The following is an 18631-nucleotide window of genomic DNA, read 5'->3' on the forward strand; positions in this document are numbered from 1 at the left end:
CTTAAATAATTCGGTTCTTCGGATCCTGCTGTGCCACTTTAGCACGAATTTTCGCTTCTAATTGGTCGATGATGCTTTCGTTATCAAAGCGCTCTTTTTGACGTTCACCATCTAAATAATAGCCACTTTTCTTGTTACCGCCGGTTACGCCAAGATCGGATACCAAGGCTTCGCCTGGGCCATTCACTACACAACCAATAATTGAGACATCCATCGGTGTAATAATATCTTCTAAACGTTGTTCTAAGGCATTTACCGTGCCGATAACATCGAATTCCTGACGGGAACAAGTTGGGCAAGCAATAAAGTTAATACCGCGAGAACGAATCCGTAACGATTTTAAAATATCAAAACCGACTTTAATTTCCTCTACCGGATCTGCAGCCAGAGAAACACGCAAAGTATCACCGATACCCTCAGATAATAATAGGCCTAAACCAATTGCACTCTTCACCGCACCGGAACGTGCTCCGCCAGCCTCGGTAATGCCTAAATGCAACGGTTGCTTAATCGCTTTGGCCAATAAACGATAGGATTCTACCGCTAAAAAAACATCGGAAGCTTTCACACTGACTTTAAATTGATCGAAATTCAGACGATCCAAAATGTCCACGTGACGCAATGCAGATTCCAACAGCGCTTGCGGCGTTGGTTCTCCATATTTTTCCTGAATATCCTTTTCTAGCGAGCCGGCATTGATCCCGATACGAATAGGAATATTTTTATCACGGGCACAATCCACTACCGCACGAATACGATCTTCACGTCCAATATTGCCCGGATTGATACGCAAACAATCCACGCCATATTCAGCCACCTTTAAAGCGATACGATAATCAAAATGAATATCCGCCACCAAAGGTACGTTAACTTGCTGCTTGATTAATTTAAATGCTTCGGCAGCATCCATCGTTGGCACGGAAACCCGCACAATATCGGCGCCAACACGTTCCAATGCTTTAATTTGCGCAACGGTAGCGTCCACATCGGTAGTGCGGGTATTTGTCATGGATTGTACGGCAATCGGAGCGTCACCGCCCACAGGCACATTGCCGACATAAATTTTGGTCGATTCACGACGCTTTATGGTTGGTTTTACAGCAGACATATTGATTAGAATTAAGGTAATTTGAATTTAGCAATACGGCCATCTACTTTTAATGGATAGTCGTTGCCTTTGTAAGTGATACGGACATTACCCGGTGCACCAATAATTACGGCATAATCTTCACCGTTAAAACTCAAGGTTTCACCTTGTTTATATTCTTTTTGCGCCAATACTTTACGGTTTTTATCTTTTACGCTAATCCAGCTGGAATTTTTGGTAATTTCAATCACCAAGTCCCCTTGTGCTGCCGGTGGCGGTGGCAATAACGCCGGTTCTTCTACTTTAGCAGTTGTTTCAACATTAGCGGTATTATCCGTGTTAAAGCTCTCCCCTTTCGGTAATACATTACTATTGTCGCTTTCGCTATTTGAAGTAGGTACTGTATTTGATTGGGCATTAAGTGGAGCATTATCCGTTGTGGTATCGTTTTGAACTACCGGTGGTATAGAGGTCTCAGCATTCACAGAGGATGCTTCATTACTCGTAGTAAGTGGAATTGCTACCGAATTACCGCTATCTGATACAGTTGGTGTAGCTGCGGAATCCTGACTAGCAACATAATTTTGTACCAAATTATCCCGTTCTTTATTGGATTGTTGGTAGTTTTGCCACCACCAAAGACCGGTCATCCCAGCAACTACCAATAAAACCAATACGGTTAAAGTGCCGACCCAACGATTGTGGCCGGAATACTGATTCACCGAACGGGTAGCACGGGCATTTTTACCTAAATCATTTTTTTGGCTCTCACCGAATGCCACATCCGCCCAAGCACTATCGGGTAAACGTAGGAATTTTGCATAACTTCTAACATAGCCTCTTACGAAGGTAGAAGGCACATTTTTTTGCACAAATTCATTATTTTCGAGCTGTTGCAGAATGCTTGGGCGCAAGCGGATTTCCTTAGCAACATCTTCAAGGGATAAATTAAGCGCCTCACGGGCCTGTTTTAATTGTTCGCCAAAGGAAAGTTTCACTTCAGCTGATTCAGTTGTACTCATAAAATTAGGCTAATTAAGGAAAAAAATTGACTGCAGGATTGTAAAGATCAACGCTCCCTTTGGCAATGATTTATTTGGCTTGAGTCAGTTTTTGCGCCCTTGCGACATCCATCTTTTGCAGCTTATTGAAAGATTCTTGGTAGCGTTCCTGCTGTCCTGCCGCTTGGGCACAAAGCGTCATATTTTCTAGGGTATCCGTCTGATGATAATAATTGGCGGAAATCAGCGCCTGATTGAATTGCTCAAAGGCTTTTTCATACTCGCCTTGGGCACATAAAAAAGCACCATAATTATTATGTACGTCACCCTGTGAAGCATCCAATTTCAAGGCTTGATTAAACTCACGACGGGCATTCTCATTATCTCCCTGCAAGCGGTAAAAATGCGCCAACGCAGAATGTACCAAATAATAATTCGGTGCATGAACCAAAGCTCTATCTAAATTCAGCTTGGCCTGCACCAAATCATTTTGCTGCAAATACCCCAATGCCAGCTCGACCCGCGCTTTGGCTGCCTGTTGCTTATCAAAATCCAAATGATGTTGAGTAACACAAGCACTTAATAAAAATACAGCTACGATAGTCGCATATTTTTTAGAGATTAAATCCATTTTCATTTTCTATCCTTAGATATCATTTAATTGACCGCAGTCACTTCAATGCCTTGGCCAAACTTGCGTTTCATCGCTGTACGTTTAGTACGATCAATCACCTCACCGGCAAGCTGTCCACAAGCAGCATCAATATCATCACCACGGGTTTTACGCACAATCACGGTAAATCCATATTCCATTAAAGTTTTTTGGAATCGGTCCACCCGGCTATTAGAGCTCTTGCCGTAAGGTGCTTCCGGGAACGGATTCCATGGAATAAGATTGATTTTACATGGCGTATTTTTTAACACTTCAGCTAATTGATGGGCATGTTCAGTGCCATCATTCACATGATCAAGCAATACATATTCAATGGTCACTTTGCCATGATTAGCATTAGATACTTCTAAATATTTATGCACCGAATCCATCAACATTTTAATGTTATATTTTTTATTGATTGGCATGATTTCATCACGCAATTCATCATTCGGTGCATGCAGAGAGATTGCCAATGCTACGTCAATTTTTTCGCGCATCATATCTAATGCCGGCACAACCCCAGAGGTTGAGAGTGTGACACGGCGTTTAGATAAGCCATAGGCAAAGTCATCCAACATGATTTCCATGGCTGGAATCACGTTATTCATATTTAACAATGGCTCGCCCATGCCCATCATCACCACATTCGTAATTGGGCGAACACCGGTAACCCCAAAGTTTCCAATGATTTTAGAGGCGCGCCATACCTGGCCGATAATTTCCGAGACGGTTAAGTTACGGTTAAATCCTTGCTGCGCGGTTGAACAGAAAGTACAAGCCAGCGCACAACCTACTTGAGAAGAAACACATAGCGTTGCACGATCCGCTTCCGGAATATATACGGTTTCAATTTGTTGGTCACCAACCTGCATTGCCCATTTGATCGTGCCATCGGAGGAACGCTGTTCCACCGCAACTTCTGGCGCCTTGATCTCTGCTACAGCTTTTAGTTTTTCTCTTAATTTTTTATTGATATTGGTCATATTGTCGAAGTTGTCTTCGCCAAAATGATAAATCCATTTGACTAATTGATCGGCGCGAAAAGGCTTTTCACCTAGTTCTTGAAAGAAATCCCGCATTTGTTGGCGGGTTAAATCCATAAGGTTAATTTTTTTACTATTTAATGAAGGGGTTTGTTCTAACATAAGGCCTCGTTATTACACATTACGGCGCGTCGTCAATGGCCTTAGCCATGGCGCACAAAAATGAGCGCCGATTGTACAGATTTGCCCATCAATACGCCAGCAGAATTCCTGCAAGTTGCTCTATGAATCGTATTTTTCATTCGAACAACAAAAAATAATTTTCGTCCATCAGTTAATGCCATCTTTAAATTAGGCTATCCCAATAATTTATCAAATCAATAGATTTAATAATAATTCTCATTTTAAATACATAAAAAAAAGGGTATTATTCGGCGCCAACTATATTTTCTTTCAAGGGAGACTCTATGAAGTATTTACTCAAGAACCTATCGATTGTCGTGCTAGGTTTAGCCGCCTTACAAGCCGAAGCGAAGTTTAAAGTTGTTACCACATTTACCATTATTCAAGATATCGCACAAAATGTTGCAGGCGATGCCGCGACGGTAGAATCCATCACCAAACCGGGCGCTGAAATCCATGAGTATGAACCGACGCCTAAAGATATTGTAAAAGCCCAATCAGCTGATTTAATTTTATGGAATGGACTAAATTTAGAGCGTTGGTTTGAGCGTTTCTTCCAAAATATCAAAGACAAACCAGCCTTTGTGGTAACCGAAGGCATCACACCACTTTCTATCTATGAAGGCCCTTATAAAGATGCACCTAATCCACATGCTTGGATGTCTCCATCTAATGCATTGATTTATATCGAAAATATTAAAAATGCATTAGTTAAATACGATCCGCAAAATGCTGATACTTATCAAAAAAATGCGGCAGCGTATGCAGAAAAAATCAAACAACTCGATAAACCTTTACGTGAAAAACTCTCACAAATTCCCGCTGATCAACGTTGGTTAGTCACCAGTGAAGGCGCCTTTAGCTATTTAGCGAAAGATTACGATCTCAAAGAAGGCTATTTATGGCCAATTAACGCGGAACAACAAGGTACGCCTCAACAAGTACGTAAACTTATCGATTTAGTGAAAAAAAATCACATTCCAGTGGTATTTAGTGAAAGCACAGTGTCCGCCAAACCGGCTCAACAGGTAGCAAAAGAAAGTGGTGCCAAATACGGCGGCGTGCTTTATGTAGATTCCCTTTCTGCAGCTGATGGCCCTGTACCGACTTATATCGATTTGCTTAATGTCACTGTCTCCACCATTGTGAAAGGATTTGAAAAATAATGACCGCAATTTCCGCTTCGATTTCCGTTAATGATGTAACCGTGCGTTACAACAACGGGCACACTGCAATCTATGATGTTTCCTTCAAATTAGAGGGAGGAACAATCTGTGCTCTTGTCGGCGTAAATGGAAGCGGAAAATCAACGTTATTTAAAAGCATCATGGGCTTAATCAAACCACAGCAAGGCAATATTGCACTTTGTGGTTTGCCAATTAATCGAGCGTTAAAACAAAATTTTGTCTCCTATGTGCCGCAAGCGGAAGAAGTCGATTGGCAATTTCCAGTCTCTGTTTATGATGTTGTCATGATGGGCCGCTACGGCTACATGAATTTTCTGCGTATACCAAAGACAGAAGATAAACAAAAAGTGCTTGAAGCGATGCAACGAGTAAATATCGAGCATTTAGCTGAACGACAAATTGGTGAGCTTTCTGGTGGACAGAAAAAACGCGTATTTTTAGCCCGAGCGTTGGCACAACAAAGTAAGATTATCCTATTGGATGAACCCTTCACCGGTGTCGATGTACAAACCGAAAATGCTATTGTAGAACTGCTTCGCCAACTACGTGCCGAAGGGCATTTAATTTTAGTATCCACCCATAATTTAGGTTCTGTACCAGACTTTTGCGATCAAGTGGTAATGATTAATCGCACGGTGATTGCAGCCGGTCAAACCGCCGCGACTTTCAATCAACATAACTTGGAAAAAGTCTTTGGTGGTGTCCTACGACATATCAAATTATTGGGTGAAGAGCTGCATAATGATGAAGATAAACGCGCAGTAACCGTGTTAACTGACGATGAACGAGCGGTCGTCTTTTATGGTGAAACCAAAAATGATCCGCCGGCCGCCACCGTAAAGACCTGCCATTTTCCATCACAGGATAAGGAATAGGACATGCTGGAATACTTGCTTGAGCCCTTTTCCTATGAATATATGCAAAAGGCCATGTGGCTCAGTGCTGCGGTTGGTGGCATTTGCGCCTTTCTTTCTGCTTATTTAATGTTGAAGGGTTGGTCATTAATTGGTGATGCGCTTTCCCATTCAGTAGTGCCTGGTGTTGCCATTGCCTACGCCTTTTCCCTGCCCTATGCTTTAGGGGCTTTTTTTGCCGGCATTTTGGCCGCTCTTTCCATTTTATGGATCAAATCTATTTCCAAACTCAAAGAAGATGCCGTTATTGGCTTTATTTTCAGCACATTCTTTGCCTTGGGATTACTGATTATTTCCCTTAATCCAACTTCAATAAATGTGCAAAATATTATTCTCGGCAATATCCTCGGAATTGCTGATGAAGATATTTATCAAGTAGCCATTATTATGTTGATTTGCTTGGTTTTATTGCTTATTTTTTGGAAGGATCTATTACTGATTTTCTTTGATGAAACCCAATCAATTACAGTCGGACTATCACCGTTATTTTATAAACTCCTATTTTTTACCCTATTAAGCGCTTGTGTTGTTGCCGCATTACAAACCGTCGGGGCGATTTTAGTGATTGCTATGGTGATCACACCAGGCGCAACCGCCTATTTACTCACAGATAAGTTCAAAACACTCATCAAAATTGCGGTAGCACTAGGAGCAATCACCGGTTTTGTTGGCGTCTATCTCAGCTATTATTTGGACGGCGCAACCGGTGGTGTCATCGTAACATTACAAACTTTGTTATTTTTATTAGCGTTTCTATTCTCACCAAAATACGGATTAATTGGTCAAAAACGTCAGGCGGTGAAGCATGACTGAAATATTTGCGATTTTCCTTGAGCCATTTCAATTTACCTTTATGCAAAATGCGTTGCTCACGGCATTAGTAGTTGCTGTAATCTGCGCGCTACTCTCTTGCTATTTAGTATTAAAAGGCTGGTCATTGATGGGCGATGCCATTTCCCATGCTGTCCTACCAGGCACTGTCTTAGCTTTTCTAGCTGGTATTCCATTAGCGATTGGCGCCTTTATTTCGGGTATTGCTTGTGCCCTGGGAGTGGGGTATTTAAAAGAAAACAGCCGTATCAAAGAAGATACCGCTATGGGGATTGTATTTTCCGGCATGTTTGCGATTGGTTTAGTGCTTTTCACCAAAATCCAAACCTCACAACATCTCACACACATCTTATTCGGTAACGTATTGGGTGTAAGTCAACAAGAACTCATACAAACGGCCATCATCGCGCTGATCATTTTTATTTTACTTGGCTTAAAGCGTCGGGATTTCCTGCTTTATTGCTTTGATTCTAGCCATGCTCGCGTTGCCGGACTTTCCCCGAAACGACTGCATTACGGCCTACTCATATTGTTGGCGCTGACTATCGTTAGCACTATGCAGGTGGTCGGTGTAATTTTAGTTGTGGCGATGCTAATTGCCCCCGGTATTACTGCGCTAACGCTCACTAATCGCTTCGATAAAATGCTTATTATCGCTATTATTAGTGCGGTGTCCGCCAGTTTATTAGGCGTATTGCTCAGCTATCATTTTGATGCCTCGACCGGAGCTTGTATTATTTTGTTACAGGCTGCATTTTTCTTGATAGCGCTAATTTATAGCAAACTCTGCAGCGCCAATACTGCTCAAGATATTTAATCTATTATTCGGGCACGTTTTACACTGGTTAACTCTTCACCATTTGAGGAAAAAACTGTAGAATGGCCGCCCATTTTTTGCTGTTATATCGCCTGTTATGTTGAAAAAGCTGTTCTTATTGCTTGGTTTATTGCCTACCGTTGTTACCGCGCAATCCTACGTGGTGTATGACTTTACCCATGATAAAGTATTGGAAAGCGGCTCACCGTTTAACGTACAACCGATCGCATCGGTCACCAAACTAATGACCGCCAATATCTTTTTAGAAAATAACCGCAATGCCAATTGCAGCATCGCCATCACTGAAGAAGATGACGATTACATCAAAGGCACTCATACCAAATTACCTAAATACACTCCGATCGCCTGCCAAGAATTATTAAAGGCGATGTTAGTGCATTCCGATAACTATGCAGCCCATGCCCTTTCTCGTGCCACCGGTATGAGTCGCTTGCAATTCATCCAAAAAATGAACGAAAAGGCAAAAGAACTCGGTATGCGCTCCACTCGCTTTGCCGACAGCTCGGGGCTATCCAGTAGCAATATTTCAAGCGCTATGGATTTGGTTAAGCTGGCTAAATATTCCCTTAACAAACCACAAATCAAAACCTTTGCTAATTTACCTTACGCCAACATTCAGGCCGGCCGCCGTAGCGTGTTCGTCAAAAACACCAATAAATTGGTGCGCGAAGAAATCTTCGATGCCGCTATCAACAAAACCGGCTACATTCGCGAATCAGGCTATAACTTAGTTTTCATCAACAAAACCCCATGTAATCACGCCACCATCGGTGTGATCAGCTTAAATAACCGTTCTTCTGCACAACGCAGCGATTTCACCAAAAACAAGCTGCAAAAATATGGCTGTTTAGCGGTGAATGATCGTCGTCTCAACTTCACCAGTGAAGACAATCAATATGAAGAGGGCTACGATGAAGAAGGCTTCGCACAATTGATTGAAAGCGTAGCAAAATAGCTTTTAACAGCAACCATAATAAAATCAATGACTTACACCATATTTTTGAGAAAACTCTGATTTTCATGGGGGCGTTTCAAATGACCACGGGCCGCAAATTGCGGCCCGTTTTATTAGATATCAATATGCTTTAATAGCAGCAATACTTCATAATGTGCCGTATGGGGAAACATATCAAATAATTGAATTTGAGTAAGTTTATAATTGGTTAGGTGTTGCAAATCTTTTCCCATGGAAACAGCATTGCAACTGGAATAAAGAATAAAGTGCGGTTGCATTTCATTGAGAAATTCAGCAAGTTCCTTTCCAATGCCTCGACGAGGCGGGTTGACGATCACCAAATCGGGTTTATTTTCATCTTGTGCTAAAGCAAAATTAGCCGCATCCAATGATTGGAATTTAACGTTGTTTAACCCTAACACCTGAGCGGATTGAGTCGCCGCTTGAATAGCAGATGGCGAAATTTCAATCCCCGTCAACTCCACTTCTTGTTGATGTTTATCTTGTAAAGCTTTAGCACAATGCAGTCCAAATCCTCCAACGCCACAAAAGAGATCCCAGAGTTTAGCAATCGGCAAATCTTGCACCCAATCTTGTGCCGTTGCATATAGCCCTTGTGCTACAAGTGGATTCGTTTGGAAGAAACCTTGAGGGCGAATAAACAACGGAATACCGTTAAAGCTTTCTGATAAGGTGTGCTGGTCCGTCAAAAAGATTTCTTTCTCACCTTCTAAGATCGCTGCGTGTTGAGGTTGGATATTTACACTCACCACTTCAAGCTGTGGCAATTTTTCCAATAGCCCGGCAAATTCACGTTGAATTAACGGTAATTTAGTTTCTGAACGCAATACAAAACGCAACATCAATTTTTTTGTATGTTGGCTTTCTGTAAGCAGAATATATTTCAGCTCACCTTTTTGCTTAGCCACGTTATAAGGGACTAAACCAGCGCGTCCAATAAAATCTTTTAAAACTGGAAAGAGTTCAGCAAAGCGTTTGGGGTAAAGCGGGCAATCACATAAATCCACCGCACTTTGTGGATCATTTGGGTCTTGTAAAATACCTAAAATTGGACGCTCTACCGCGCCACTCACCACCATTTTGGCCTTATTGCGAAAAGCAGATTCAGCGGAACGAAAAGGCGGATGCCAAATAAGCGCCTCACAATCTAACTCTGCCAGTTGTTGTTTCAGGTGTTTCTCTTTGTGGGTCAGTTGCTGTGCGTAAGGTGTTGCCAACCATTGGCAAGAATGGCAATCCCCCTTTTGATAATGATGACAGGTGATCATTTACGGGCAAGCCACTCTTGTTGCAGTGCGCTCAGTTTTTGATGATTTTCAATCCAACGCGAAGTTTTTGTGAGTTCTGACCAATTAAAGGATTTTTGTTTGAAAAGCTGCTTTAAGCGCACTTGGCGTGCAGCGAAATGCGTTGCAGATTCCTCTAATTTCAGTTTATCAAGCACTTGAACCACACCTTCGCGTTCATTACACAGTAGCAATAAATCACAACCGGCATGTAGGGCTTTTTCACTACGCACCACGAAATCCCCCATAAAACCAGCGCCTTTCATGCCTAAATCATCGGAGAAAATCGCACCATTAAATCCAAGTTGAGCGCGCAAAATATCCTTCAGCCAGTAACTCGAACCGCTCGCCGGTTGGCTATCACATTGGGTATAAATCACATGTGCCGGCATAATGGCATCCAATTTTCCCTGCTTAATCAATTGCTGGAAGGGCTGTAAATCACAGGCAAAAATTTCCGCCCGTGAACGTTCATCATATGGCGTCTCCAAATGGGAATCGGCCAAGACATGACCATGTCCCGGAAAGTGTTTACCGGTCGCGGCCATTCCTGCCTGATGCATACCGTCAATAAAAGCACCGGCTAAATTAACCGCTGCTTGCACATCTCCGCCAAAACTACGATCGCCAATGGCGCGGCATTCATGACCTAAATCCAATACCGGAGCAAAACTTAAATCAATATCCAAAGCAGTCATTTCTACGGCCATTTGCCAACCAGCCTCTGCAGCTAAACGTTGCTGTTCGTCCGCTGTTGCCAATACCGCGGCAAAGGCCTGCATGGCAGGCAGTTGGGTAAAGCCTTCACGGAAACGTTGCACCCGTCCGCCCTCTTGATCAACGGTGATCAACAAAGGCTTTTTCACCCGTTGCCGCACCGCTTGAATCAATGCGGCAAGCTGATCTCGGTCGTGAAAATTGCGACTAAACAAAATCAGTCCAGCTGTCAGTGGGTGCTCTAATAATTCAACTTCTTCTTGAGTGAGTTCGTAACCGTTCAGGTCAATCAATAATGTGGACATAATTTATTGCAGGTAAAGGCGATAGTTGGTACTTTCCGGGGTCGGTTTAGCAAGGGAAAGCATTTGTTGCTGTTTAGCCTGCAGGACAAGATTCCCCGCAAGGCTTTCCTGTTGTTGCGGCCACAGTTGAGTTACTCCTTGTGCATTGTACCAATACAAATGGTAAAACACCTTGAGCTGTTGTTGGCTTTTATTGGTGATATAGGCCGCATTGGAAGCAGTACGCACATCAACGAGCGGCGCTAAATTCGCAGCGATATTTAAAATCGGTTGCTCCGTGCCGAGTAAATTCGGTGCTTTGCTAGAACAGGCTGCCAGCCCCAACAAGGCGACGCTAATGAGGAGTTTTTTCATTATTTATCCAACATTTTGCCTAATGGTTCGCCGCCAAGTAAATGCATATGAATATGGAATACTTCTTGGCCACCGTGTTTGTTACAGTTCATAATCAAGCGGTATCCATCTTCGGCAATACCTTCCTGGGCAGCAATTTTGGCCGCTACGCTAAAAATGCGACCGAGCATTGCTTCATCTTCCGGCTGCACATCATTTACCGTTGGGATCAATTTATTTGGGATAATCAAAATATGGGTTTTCGCCTGCGGTGAAATATCACGAAATGCAGTCACCAATTCATCTTGGTAAACAATATCGGCAGGGATTTCTTTACGAATAATTTTACTGAAAATGGTTTCTTGTGCCATGGAATGTTCCTCTATTCTGAAAAAAACAAGGCATTTTTTATCAAAAAAAATGCCACTTGGCAATTTGCCTCAATTTTGCTCGGCAAGAATTTGCAAACGCCCTATCGAAAACTAAAGTTTTTCTAAAAACAAACTCTAAACCATTGATTTTATTAGAGGTGTTTGAAAAATGTAAAATTTACTAGGATTTCAAAAAGAAAGCCCAAGTTTTCACTTGGGCTGGCAATTAATTATCGTCGTCCTGATTAATAAAAGCCTCGTTTATTTCGACTTTGGCTTTATCACGCAGGGCTTGCATTAGGGTGCCTTGCACTTCCAATTGGCGGCTTTGCTGTAATTGATAGCCAAATTGCGCTAACTTGTCGCTGTCCAATTTGCCTTCCTCAACTTTCTCAAGCGCCACTACCACTACATTACCTTGACTGTCGCGGGCAGTTTGATAGAGGGTTTCGCCATCTTTCGGTTTCGCCATTGCAAACACGCCTTCAGTTAAAATTGGATCTTTTACGTTTTCCAAACTAAAGGTTTGTGGCGCGCTAAAGCTAAGGCCTTGCGGTAATTTATGCGGATTAACCGATAAATCTTTTACCAATTGATCGGCTTGTGCCATCAAAGTTTTTTCCGCTTTTTCGCGTTTTAATAACTGCTCAATCATCGCCTTGGCTTCATCAAAGGTTTGTGTACCTTCATCTTTGTGATCCACCACACGCACCACAACAAAGGCGTTATCGCCAGTATTTAATGGTTCGGAATTCGCACCGCCATTGGCAATATCCGATTCAAAAATAGCTGAAACCACATTTGGTGTATTCAACTCTGCCGGCACATTTTGACGAGTGAAATAATCGGTTTCTTGCACTTTCACACCGGCCGCTTTGGCTGCATCCTGTAGAGAAGTATTGTTATTGGCCGCCGCATCACGCACCGCTTTTTCAACGGCTTGGAAACGATCTGCGGCGAGAGTTTTACGTAATGTATCGGCGATCTGCTCTTTTACTTCAGATAAACTACGTTGTTGACGGTCTTGCACCAAAATAATGTGATAAGAACCATCCACATTCACCGGGGTACTATATTGGCCAACATTAAGCAATAATGCCGCATCTTCAAAGTTTTGCGGTAATTCGTTGTCTTTAATCCAACCTAATTCACCGCCCTGCTCACCGGATAATTTATCGGTGGAACGGGTTTTCGCCAATTCGGCAAAATCCGCGCCTTTTTGTAATTCCTGATAAACCGCATCGGCATCTTGTTCGTTAGCCAATTGGATATGAGCTAATTTTTGGCTGGTGAATTGAGCCTTATTTTCTTGATAGTATTGCGCTATTTGAGTGTCGTTAACCGGTTGTAACTGGCTTAACGTATTAGCAGAAACCTCAATATATTGCACTTTAGCCTGTTCCGGCTGAAGTAGCGATTTAGCATTAGCATCGTAATAGGCTTTGATTTCCGCTTCGGTCACATTTTGTTTGGCCACTTCATCAGCCAATAAATAGCTTGCAATACGTGCGGTACGTTGTTGGAAAAGCAATGCGGCGGTAGCCTCACTTTGTAGTGGAACCACAAATTCACTACTTGCAATACCATTTTGCAATTGTTGCATTGTCAGACTTACGCGTAGCATCGCAGCATAACCATCTGGGCTCACGCCATATTGACGCAATGCTTGTAAATAGCGGTCATTGTCAAATTTACCGTTTACTTGAAACGCAGGCTCTTCCACGATCGCGCGTTTAATCATATCGTCACTAACGTTAAGTTTTAATTCTTTCGCATATTGGCGCAATAATTCTTGGTCGATCATTTGATTAATCACGCCTTGACGCATTTCGGAAACAAATTTAGGTGAATCGGAAAGACTTAAGAATTGCTCGCCTTCCTGTTGGGCACGGGCTTCGAATTCCTGATTGTAACGATTCATAAAATCCTGTTGGGAAATGGTTTCGCCATTCACTTTAGCGGCGAACGTATCATTACTGGAGAAAAGGTAGCCAGACATCCCGCCAACTAAAAAAGAAAGCGTGATCAAACCCAAAATAACCTTGGCAATACCGTGATTGGCAATGCCGTGCATTTTTTCAATTAACATTCAGTGACCCTTTGAAAAGACAAAAAACCGTCGGATTATAATCTAAATAGCGCAAAATCGCATCTTAAAAAACGCCGTGATCGTGTAGGATTTTCACGGCTATGGCCAATAAAACTAAGCCGCCGAAAATTTCAGCTAGGCTTTTAAAACGCCGCCCCAGAAAATGCCCGCCTTTCACACCGAGAAATGACAGTACAAACGTAGTGATTGCAATAATCAGCGCCGCCGGGCCGATATCCACGGTAAGAAACGCAAAGGAAATTCCCATCGCCATCGCATCAATGCTGGTTGCAATGCCCAGACTTAACAAATGTTTGGCGCTGATAACGTCATCAACGGACTCATCATCCTCGCTAACGCCTTCACGCAACATATTGATCCCGATTAGGGCGAGTAGCACAAAGGCCACCCAATGATCCCAATCCTCAATAAAATGGCTGAATTGCGCCCCCAATAAATAACCAATCAGCGGCATCACGCCTTGGAAGCAGCCAAAGTACAAGGCGATGGCTAGTGCCTGCTTGCAACGAAAAGCACGCATCGCCAGCCCTTTAGAAATTGCCACCGCGAAAGCGTCCATTGACAGCCCGAAGGCTATCACCCACAAAGTAGAAAGTGTCATAACAACAAAAATTTATTTACCGATACAGAACGAACTAAAAATATTGCCCAATAAATCATCGGCGGTAAATTGACCGGTGATTTCACTTAATGCGGATTGCACTAAACGCAGCTCCTCCGCTAACAATTCACCGGCATGGAATTCGGTGAGCTGTAGCAAACCAATTTGCAAATGTTCGGCAGCTTTTTGCAAAGCCTCCAAATGGCGACGACGAGCTAAGAAACCGCCTTCCATACCGGTTTGGAATCCCATCGCTTGTTTTAAATGCTCACGTAACAAATCTACGCCTTGCAAAGTCTGTGCCGATAAGCGAATCACCGCAACTCCGTCAGACTCAGTCAGTCCCACAGACTCACCACTCAGATCAATTTTATTGCGCACCACAGTTAGTGGTATCGCCGATGGTAATTTCGCTAAAAATTCGCGACGTAAACTTTCACTATCTTGGCTATCAGGATCACTGCTATCAAGCATCAAAATAATCCGATCCGCCTGCTCAATCTCATGCCAGGCTCGGGAAATCCCGATTCGTTCAACTTCATCGGTGGCTTCGCGTAAACCTGCGGTATCAATTATATGCAACGGCATACCATCCAAATGGATATGTTCGCGTAGCACATCGCGAGTCGTGCCCGCAATATCCGTAACGATCGCCGCTTCTCGACCGGCTAACGCATTGAGTAAACTGGATTTTCCCGCATTAGGACGACCGGCAATCACCACTTTCATTCCTTCGCGTAAAATTGAACCCTGCTTAGCTTCACGTCGTACTCCATCAAGTTGCTCAATAATTCCGCGTAAATTGGCTTCAATTTTGCCATCAGCCAAAAAGTCGATTTCTTCATCAGGAAAATCAATCGCCGCTTCCACGTAGGTACGTAAATAGATCACCGAATCGACCAATGCATTGATTTTATTTGAAAATTCACCTTGTAAGGATTTCAAGGCAGAGCGTGCCGCTTGCTCAGAAGTGGCATCAATTAAATCGGCAATAGCTTCCGCCTGAGCTAAATCCAGTTTGTCATTTAAAAATGCCTGTTCAGAAAACTCGCCCGGGCGCGCCAAGCGAATACCATCCACATTTAAAATCCGTTTCAATAATAAATCCAACACGACTTGGCCACCGTGTCCCTGTAGTTCCAGAACATCTTCACCGGTGAAGGAATGTGGCCCTTTAAAATAAACAGCAATGCCCTGATCCAATACCGTGCCATCGCTATCTTTAAAGGGTAAATAATCGGCCATACGCGGTTTCGGGCATTTGCCTAAGACAGCTTCGGCAACTTGGCTGGCCAAGGGGCCGGAAACCCGCAAAATACCAATTCCGCCGCGCCCTGGGGCAGTAGCCTGGGCTACAATTGTTTCTTTCATATGCTTGTGCTCTAAAGATGGTTTAACGGGATGCGCATCAATCTCCTCATTTGAAGAGGATTAAATGTGACATAAAACGCACCCTCACTTTTCAAAGTTTTCTTGAAAATCAAATCTAACTTATTGATTTTATTAGATATAATTTAAAAACCAAATAAAACGTGACATTTTCCTTACAAACCGCAGAAAAATGCAGGAAGGCGCTTACTAAATAGAAAAAAGGCACTTGCGTGCCTTTTTTATTCGCTATTTGCGGGTGTGTAACCCTTTTTTCTCTAATCCGCGATAGATCAGTTGCTGTTGGACGATCGTGATCAAGTTAGAAACCAACCAGTACAACACCAAGCCTGCCGGGAACCAGAGGAAGAAGAACATGAAGATCAACGGCATAAAGTTCATTACTTTTTGCTGCATTGGATCCGCTACCGGAGTCGGTGACATTTTTTGCAACAAGAACATTGAGCCGCCCATCAAGATTGGCAAAATGTAGTACGGATCTTGTGCCGATAAGTCTTGAATCCAACCGAAGAATGGTGCGTGACGTAATTCAACAGCTTCCATGAAGGTCCAGTACAAGGCGATGAAGATCGGCATTTGTAGAAGCAACGGTAAGCAGCCACCAAGCGGATTCACTTTCTCTTCTTTGTAAAGTTTCATCATTTCTTGGCTCATACGTTGACGGTCATCACCGAAACGTTCACGCATTTCCTGCATTTTCGGCTGCAACATACGCATTTTTGCCATTGAAGTGTACTGTGCTTTGGTCAACGGATACAAAATTGCTTTCACAATTAAGGTAACGCAAATGATCGCCAAGCCCCAGTTATGCACTAATTTTTGAATAAAGGTCAGCAATAAGAACAACGGTTTCGCGATAAACCATGCCCAGCCATAGTCCACGGTTAAGTCTAAGTGGTTTGCCACTTGTGCCATTTGACTTTGTAGTTTTGGACCTGTCCAAAGGGAGCTGCTTAGCGTTTCTTTAGCACCCGCCGCAATAGTGGTAATTGGACCACGGTAACCGATAGAAGCCGTGTTATTTTGGCTATCGGTTAGGGTGTAAAGTTGATTTTGAGCATCCTGATTCGGAATCCAAGCGGAAACGAAATAATGTTGTAATACGGCAACCCAACCGGCTTTAGTATCGATAGAAAGGTTGTTGTCTTTCATGTCGCTAAAGCTGTATTTTTTGTAGTTGGTTTCCGAGGAAGAATATGCGCCACCGGTGTAAGTTGGCATTGCCACGTTACCGCTGGAATCCACCAAGGTATGTTTCAATTGGCCATAAGGCTCAACTTCAATCGCTGCGCCGCTTTGGTTGTCAATTTCAAATAAGACGCCAACATCGTAGCTACCACGTTTCAATACAAAGATTTTACGATAGGTAACACCGTCTTTAACGAAAGTAAAAGGCACGGAAAGTTCGTTTTGACCATCCGCCAATTTGAAGCTACTACCCTCAACTTGATATTGGGCGCGACCGGCTTTTGTGTCGATACCGTTTTTACCGATTAAACCACTTTGTGCGATATAAACGATGTCCTTGTTATCCTTAAGCAATTCAAACGGAGTGTTGGAATGCAATTCAGCATCATATTTAAGCAATTCGGATTGAATTACATCACCGCCTAAGGTATCGATTTGCAAACGTAAAAGATCACTTTCAAGAGTGATGATTTGTCCTTTGATTTGGCTATCGGCCGCAATCTCAGTGGTGGCAGAGGCGCTATTTGGTACATCGGAAGCCTGATTACCGCCCGCTTGAGTGGTAGTTTGAGCAACTGGTGGCGGATTTTTATCCATTTGCCACTGCTGATAGACCAAGAAAGAAATAAAGAGTAGTGCAAGCACCAACAGGCTACGTCTGGAGTCCATTATTGTTTCTCATCGTTATTATTAATCTTTGGCGGTACGGGATCGTAGCCGCCGGCGTTCAAAGGGTGGCATTTTAATACACGTTTTAATGTAAGCCAACCACCTTTTAGCAATCCATGTTTTTTTAAAGCCTCGATACCATAGCAGGAACAAGTTGGCACAAAACGACATCGCGGGCCAATTAGTGGACTAATTGCCAGTTGATAAAAACGTATCAAGCGAATTAGGATTTTCGCGCCAAACGAATGTGTCTTTGCCATAGTTTGTCCAAGGTTTGCAACAATGTGGCATTATCCAAACGGCCAATACCGCCCTTCGCGATAAATACGAAATCGTAAGCGGGCAATTGATGTTGCGATAGGCGGAAACTTTCCCGTACCAAGCGTTTGATTCGGTTACGATCATGGGCGCGTTTGAGGTGTTTTTTAGCAACGGTTAATCCCAGTCTTGGCAGACTGACAGTATTTTTACGGGCTAAAATAGTAATTTCGGGAGAGGATGCTCGAAGGGGTTCTTCAAAGACGTATTTAAATTGAATGGGAGTTAGCAGACGTAACTCCCGAGAAAAGCTTAAAGCAATCACGAAACGCGATTATGCAGATAAACTCTTACGACCTTTAGCACGACGACGAGCTAAAACTTGACGGCCGTTTTTAGTTGCCATACGTGCACGGAAACCGTGAGTACGGTTACGTTTTAATACGGAAGGTTGAAATGTACGTTTCATTTGTAATCTACCTAAATCAAAATGGGTTGCAAAAAATAGGCCGCAATTCTACATGAAAAAGCGGACTTACGTCAAATAAGAAAAAGAAATTTTCGGAAATTTCCTTTAACAGGATTAAAAAAATCGGCGCGATTATACTGATTTTGGCCAAAACCTCAAGCAACCTTTTTATGTTTTTTTCACCTGTGGATAAAGATCTTTTGTCCTCTTTAAGGTAAAATCCCGCCACTTTTCTGGCGCCCTTTGCGCTTTTTCTGTTTCACACTTAAGGATAACTATC

At 42.9% G+C, this 18631-nt stretch carries 20 protein-coding genes; 5 read left to right on the forward strand and 15 right to left on the reverse strand.

The features are described from left to right. Position 1: 1 nt before the first annotated feature. The 4 genes from ispG to CKV74_RS10225 form a co-directional block, all read right to left on the reverse strand. On the reverse strand, positions 2 to 1108 hold the full coding sequence (gene ispG / locus CKV74_RS10210; protein WP_095177117.1) for a flavodoxin-dependent (E)-4-hydroxy-3-methylbut-2-enyl-diphosphate synthase: 1107 nt from the start codon (positions 1106 to 1108) through the stop codon (positions 2 to 4). Positions 1109 to 1119: 11 nt separating this feature from the next. Then, complete coding sequence (locus CKV74_RS10215; protein WP_007241750.1) at positions 1120 to 2109, reverse strand: RodZ domain-containing protein; 990 nt, start codon at positions 2107 to 2109, stop codon at positions 1120 to 1122. Between the two features lie 70 nt (positions 2110 to 2179). Continuing rightward, positions 2180 to 2719 carry a type IV pilus biogenesis/stability protein PilW gene (gene pilW / locus CKV74_RS10220; protein ID WP_039847767.1) on the reverse strand — a complete coding sequence of 180 codons (540 nt, stop codon included), beginning with the start codon at positions 2717 to 2719 and terminating at the stop codon, positions 2180 to 2182. A 26-nt stretch (positions 2720 to 2745) separates the two neighbouring features. Continuing rightward, positions 2746 to 3888, reverse strand: coding sequence for a dual-specificity RNA methyltransferase RlmN (locus tag CKV74_RS10225; RefSeq protein ID WP_095177118.1), 1143 nt, complete (start codon positions 3886 to 3888; stop codon positions 2746 to 2748). Between the two features lie 305 nt (positions 3889 to 4193). On the opposite strand from CKV74_RS10225, the gene CKV74_RS10230 reads away from it, so the two are divergent. From CKV74_RS10230 to CKV74_RS10250, 5 genes are all read left to right on the forward strand, one after another. Then, positions 4194 to 5075: a metal ABC transporter substrate-binding protein gene (locus tag CKV74_RS10230; protein WP_007241508.1), complete on the forward strand. Its 882-nt coding sequence runs from the start codon at positions 4194 to 4196 to the stop codon at positions 5073 to 5075. Then, positions 5075 to 5971, forward strand: coding sequence for an ATP-binding cassette domain-containing protein (locus CKV74_RS10235; protein ID WP_007241800.1), 897 nt, complete (start codon positions 5075 to 5077; stop codon positions 5969 to 5971). Before CKV74_RS10230 ends, CKV74_RS10235 begins: the two co-directional genes overlap by 1 nt. Positions 5972 to 5974: 3 nt before the next feature. Continuing rightward, positions 5975 to 6823 (forward strand): metal ABC transporter permease, encoded by an 849-nt coding sequence (locus CKV74_RS10240; RefSeq protein ID WP_095177119.1) that lies wholly within the window; start codon positions 5975 to 5977, stop codon positions 6821 to 6823. 1 nt (position 6824) lies between these two features. Then, on the forward strand, positions 6825 to 7658 hold the full coding sequence (locus CKV74_RS10245; RefSeq protein ID WP_095177157.1) for a metal ABC transporter permease: 834 nt from the start codon (positions 6825 to 6827) through the stop codon (positions 7656 to 7658). A 97-nt stretch (positions 7659 to 7755) separates the two neighbouring features. Beyond that, positions 7756 to 8634, forward strand: coding sequence for a D-alanyl-D-alanine carboxypeptidase family protein (locus tag CKV74_RS10250; protein ID WP_007241649.1), 879 nt, complete (start codon positions 7756 to 7758; stop codon positions 8632 to 8634). Between the two features lie 113 nt (positions 8635 to 8747). Here the strand turns inward: CKV74_RS10250 and rlmC are convergent, their stop codons facing one another. From rlmC to rpmH, 11 genes are all read right to left on the reverse strand, one after another. Continuing rightward, the gene (gene rlmC / locus CKV74_RS10255; RefSeq protein ID WP_007241561.1) at positions 8748 to 9923 is read right to left on the reverse strand and encodes a 23S rRNA (uracil(747)-C(5))-methyltransferase RlmC; all 1176 of its coding nucleotides are present in this window, start codon (positions 9921 to 9923) and stop codon (positions 8748 to 8750) included. Continuing rightward, positions 9920 to 10963 (reverse strand): beta-N-acetylhexosaminidase, encoded by a 1044-nt coding sequence (nagZ, locus tag CKV74_RS10260; protein ID WP_095177120.1) that lies wholly within the window; start codon positions 10961 to 10963, stop codon positions 9920 to 9922. The genes rlmC and nagZ overlap by 4 nt, the downstream gene beginning before the upstream one ends. 3 nt (positions 10964 to 10966) lie before the next feature. Next, positions 10967 to 11317 carry a DUF1425 domain-containing protein gene (locus CKV74_RS10265; RefSeq protein ID WP_007241595.1) on the reverse strand — a complete coding sequence of 117 codons (351 nt, stop codon included), beginning with the start codon at positions 11315 to 11317 and terminating at the stop codon, positions 10967 to 10969. Then, positions 11317 to 11667, reverse strand: a complete 351-nt coding sequence (hinT, locus tag CKV74_RS10270; protein ID WP_007241689.1) for a purine nucleoside phosphoramidase — start codon at positions 11665 to 11667, stop codon at positions 11317 to 11319. Before hinT ends, CKV74_RS10265 begins: the two co-directional genes overlap by 1 nt. A gap of 226 nt (positions 11668 to 11893) precedes the next feature. After that, a complete protein-coding gene (gene ppiD / locus CKV74_RS10275) occupies positions 11894 to 13756 on the reverse strand; it encodes a peptidylprolyl isomerase (protein WP_007241661.1) in 1863 nt (620 codons plus the stop codon). A 64-nt stretch (positions 13757 to 13820) separates the two neighbouring features. Beyond that, positions 13821 to 14378: a manganese efflux pump MntP gene (locus CKV74_RS10280; RefSeq protein ID WP_007241556.1), complete on the reverse strand. Its 558-nt coding sequence runs from the start codon at positions 14376 to 14378 to the stop codon at positions 13821 to 13823. Positions 14379 to 14390: 12 nt separating this feature from the next. After that, positions 14391 to 15749, reverse strand: a complete 1359-nt coding sequence (mnmE, locus tag CKV74_RS10285; RefSeq protein ID WP_007241674.1) for a tRNA uridine-5-carboxymethylaminomethyl(34) synthesis GTPase MnmE — start codon at positions 15747 to 15749, stop codon at positions 14391 to 14393. A gap of 246 nt (positions 15750 to 15995) precedes the next feature. Then, the gene (yidC, locus tag CKV74_RS10290) at positions 15996 to 17624 is read right to left on the reverse strand and encodes a membrane protein insertase YidC (protein ID WP_007241824.1); all 1629 of its coding nucleotides are present in this window, start codon (positions 17622 to 17624) and stop codon (positions 15996 to 15998) included. Further along, positions 17624 to 17884: a membrane protein insertion efficiency factor YidD gene (gene yidD / locus CKV74_RS10295; protein WP_095177121.1), complete on the reverse strand. Its 261-nt coding sequence runs from the start codon at positions 17882 to 17884 to the stop codon at positions 17624 to 17626. The genes yidC and yidD overlap by 1 nt, the downstream gene beginning before the upstream one ends. Continuing rightward, the gene (gene rnpA / locus CKV74_RS10300; RefSeq protein WP_007241608.1) at positions 17848 to 18207 is read right to left on the reverse strand and encodes a ribonuclease P protein component; all 360 of its coding nucleotides are present in this window, start codon (positions 18205 to 18207) and stop codon (positions 17848 to 17850) included. The genes yidD and rnpA overlap by 37 nt, the downstream gene beginning before the upstream one ends. A gap of 9 nt (positions 18208 to 18216) precedes the next feature. Then, positions 18217 to 18351: a 50S ribosomal protein L34 gene (rpmH, locus tag CKV74_RS10305; RefSeq protein WP_007241546.1), complete on the reverse strand. Its 135-nt coding sequence runs from the start codon at positions 18349 to 18351 to the stop codon at positions 18217 to 18219. Positions 18352 to 18631 lie beyond the last annotated feature (280 nt).

The organism is Haemophilus pittmaniae, from assembly GCF_900186995.1.
Classification (GTDB): domain Bacteria; phylum Pseudomonadota; class Gammaproteobacteria; order Enterobacterales; family Pasteurellaceae; genus Haemophilus_D; species Haemophilus_D pittmaniae.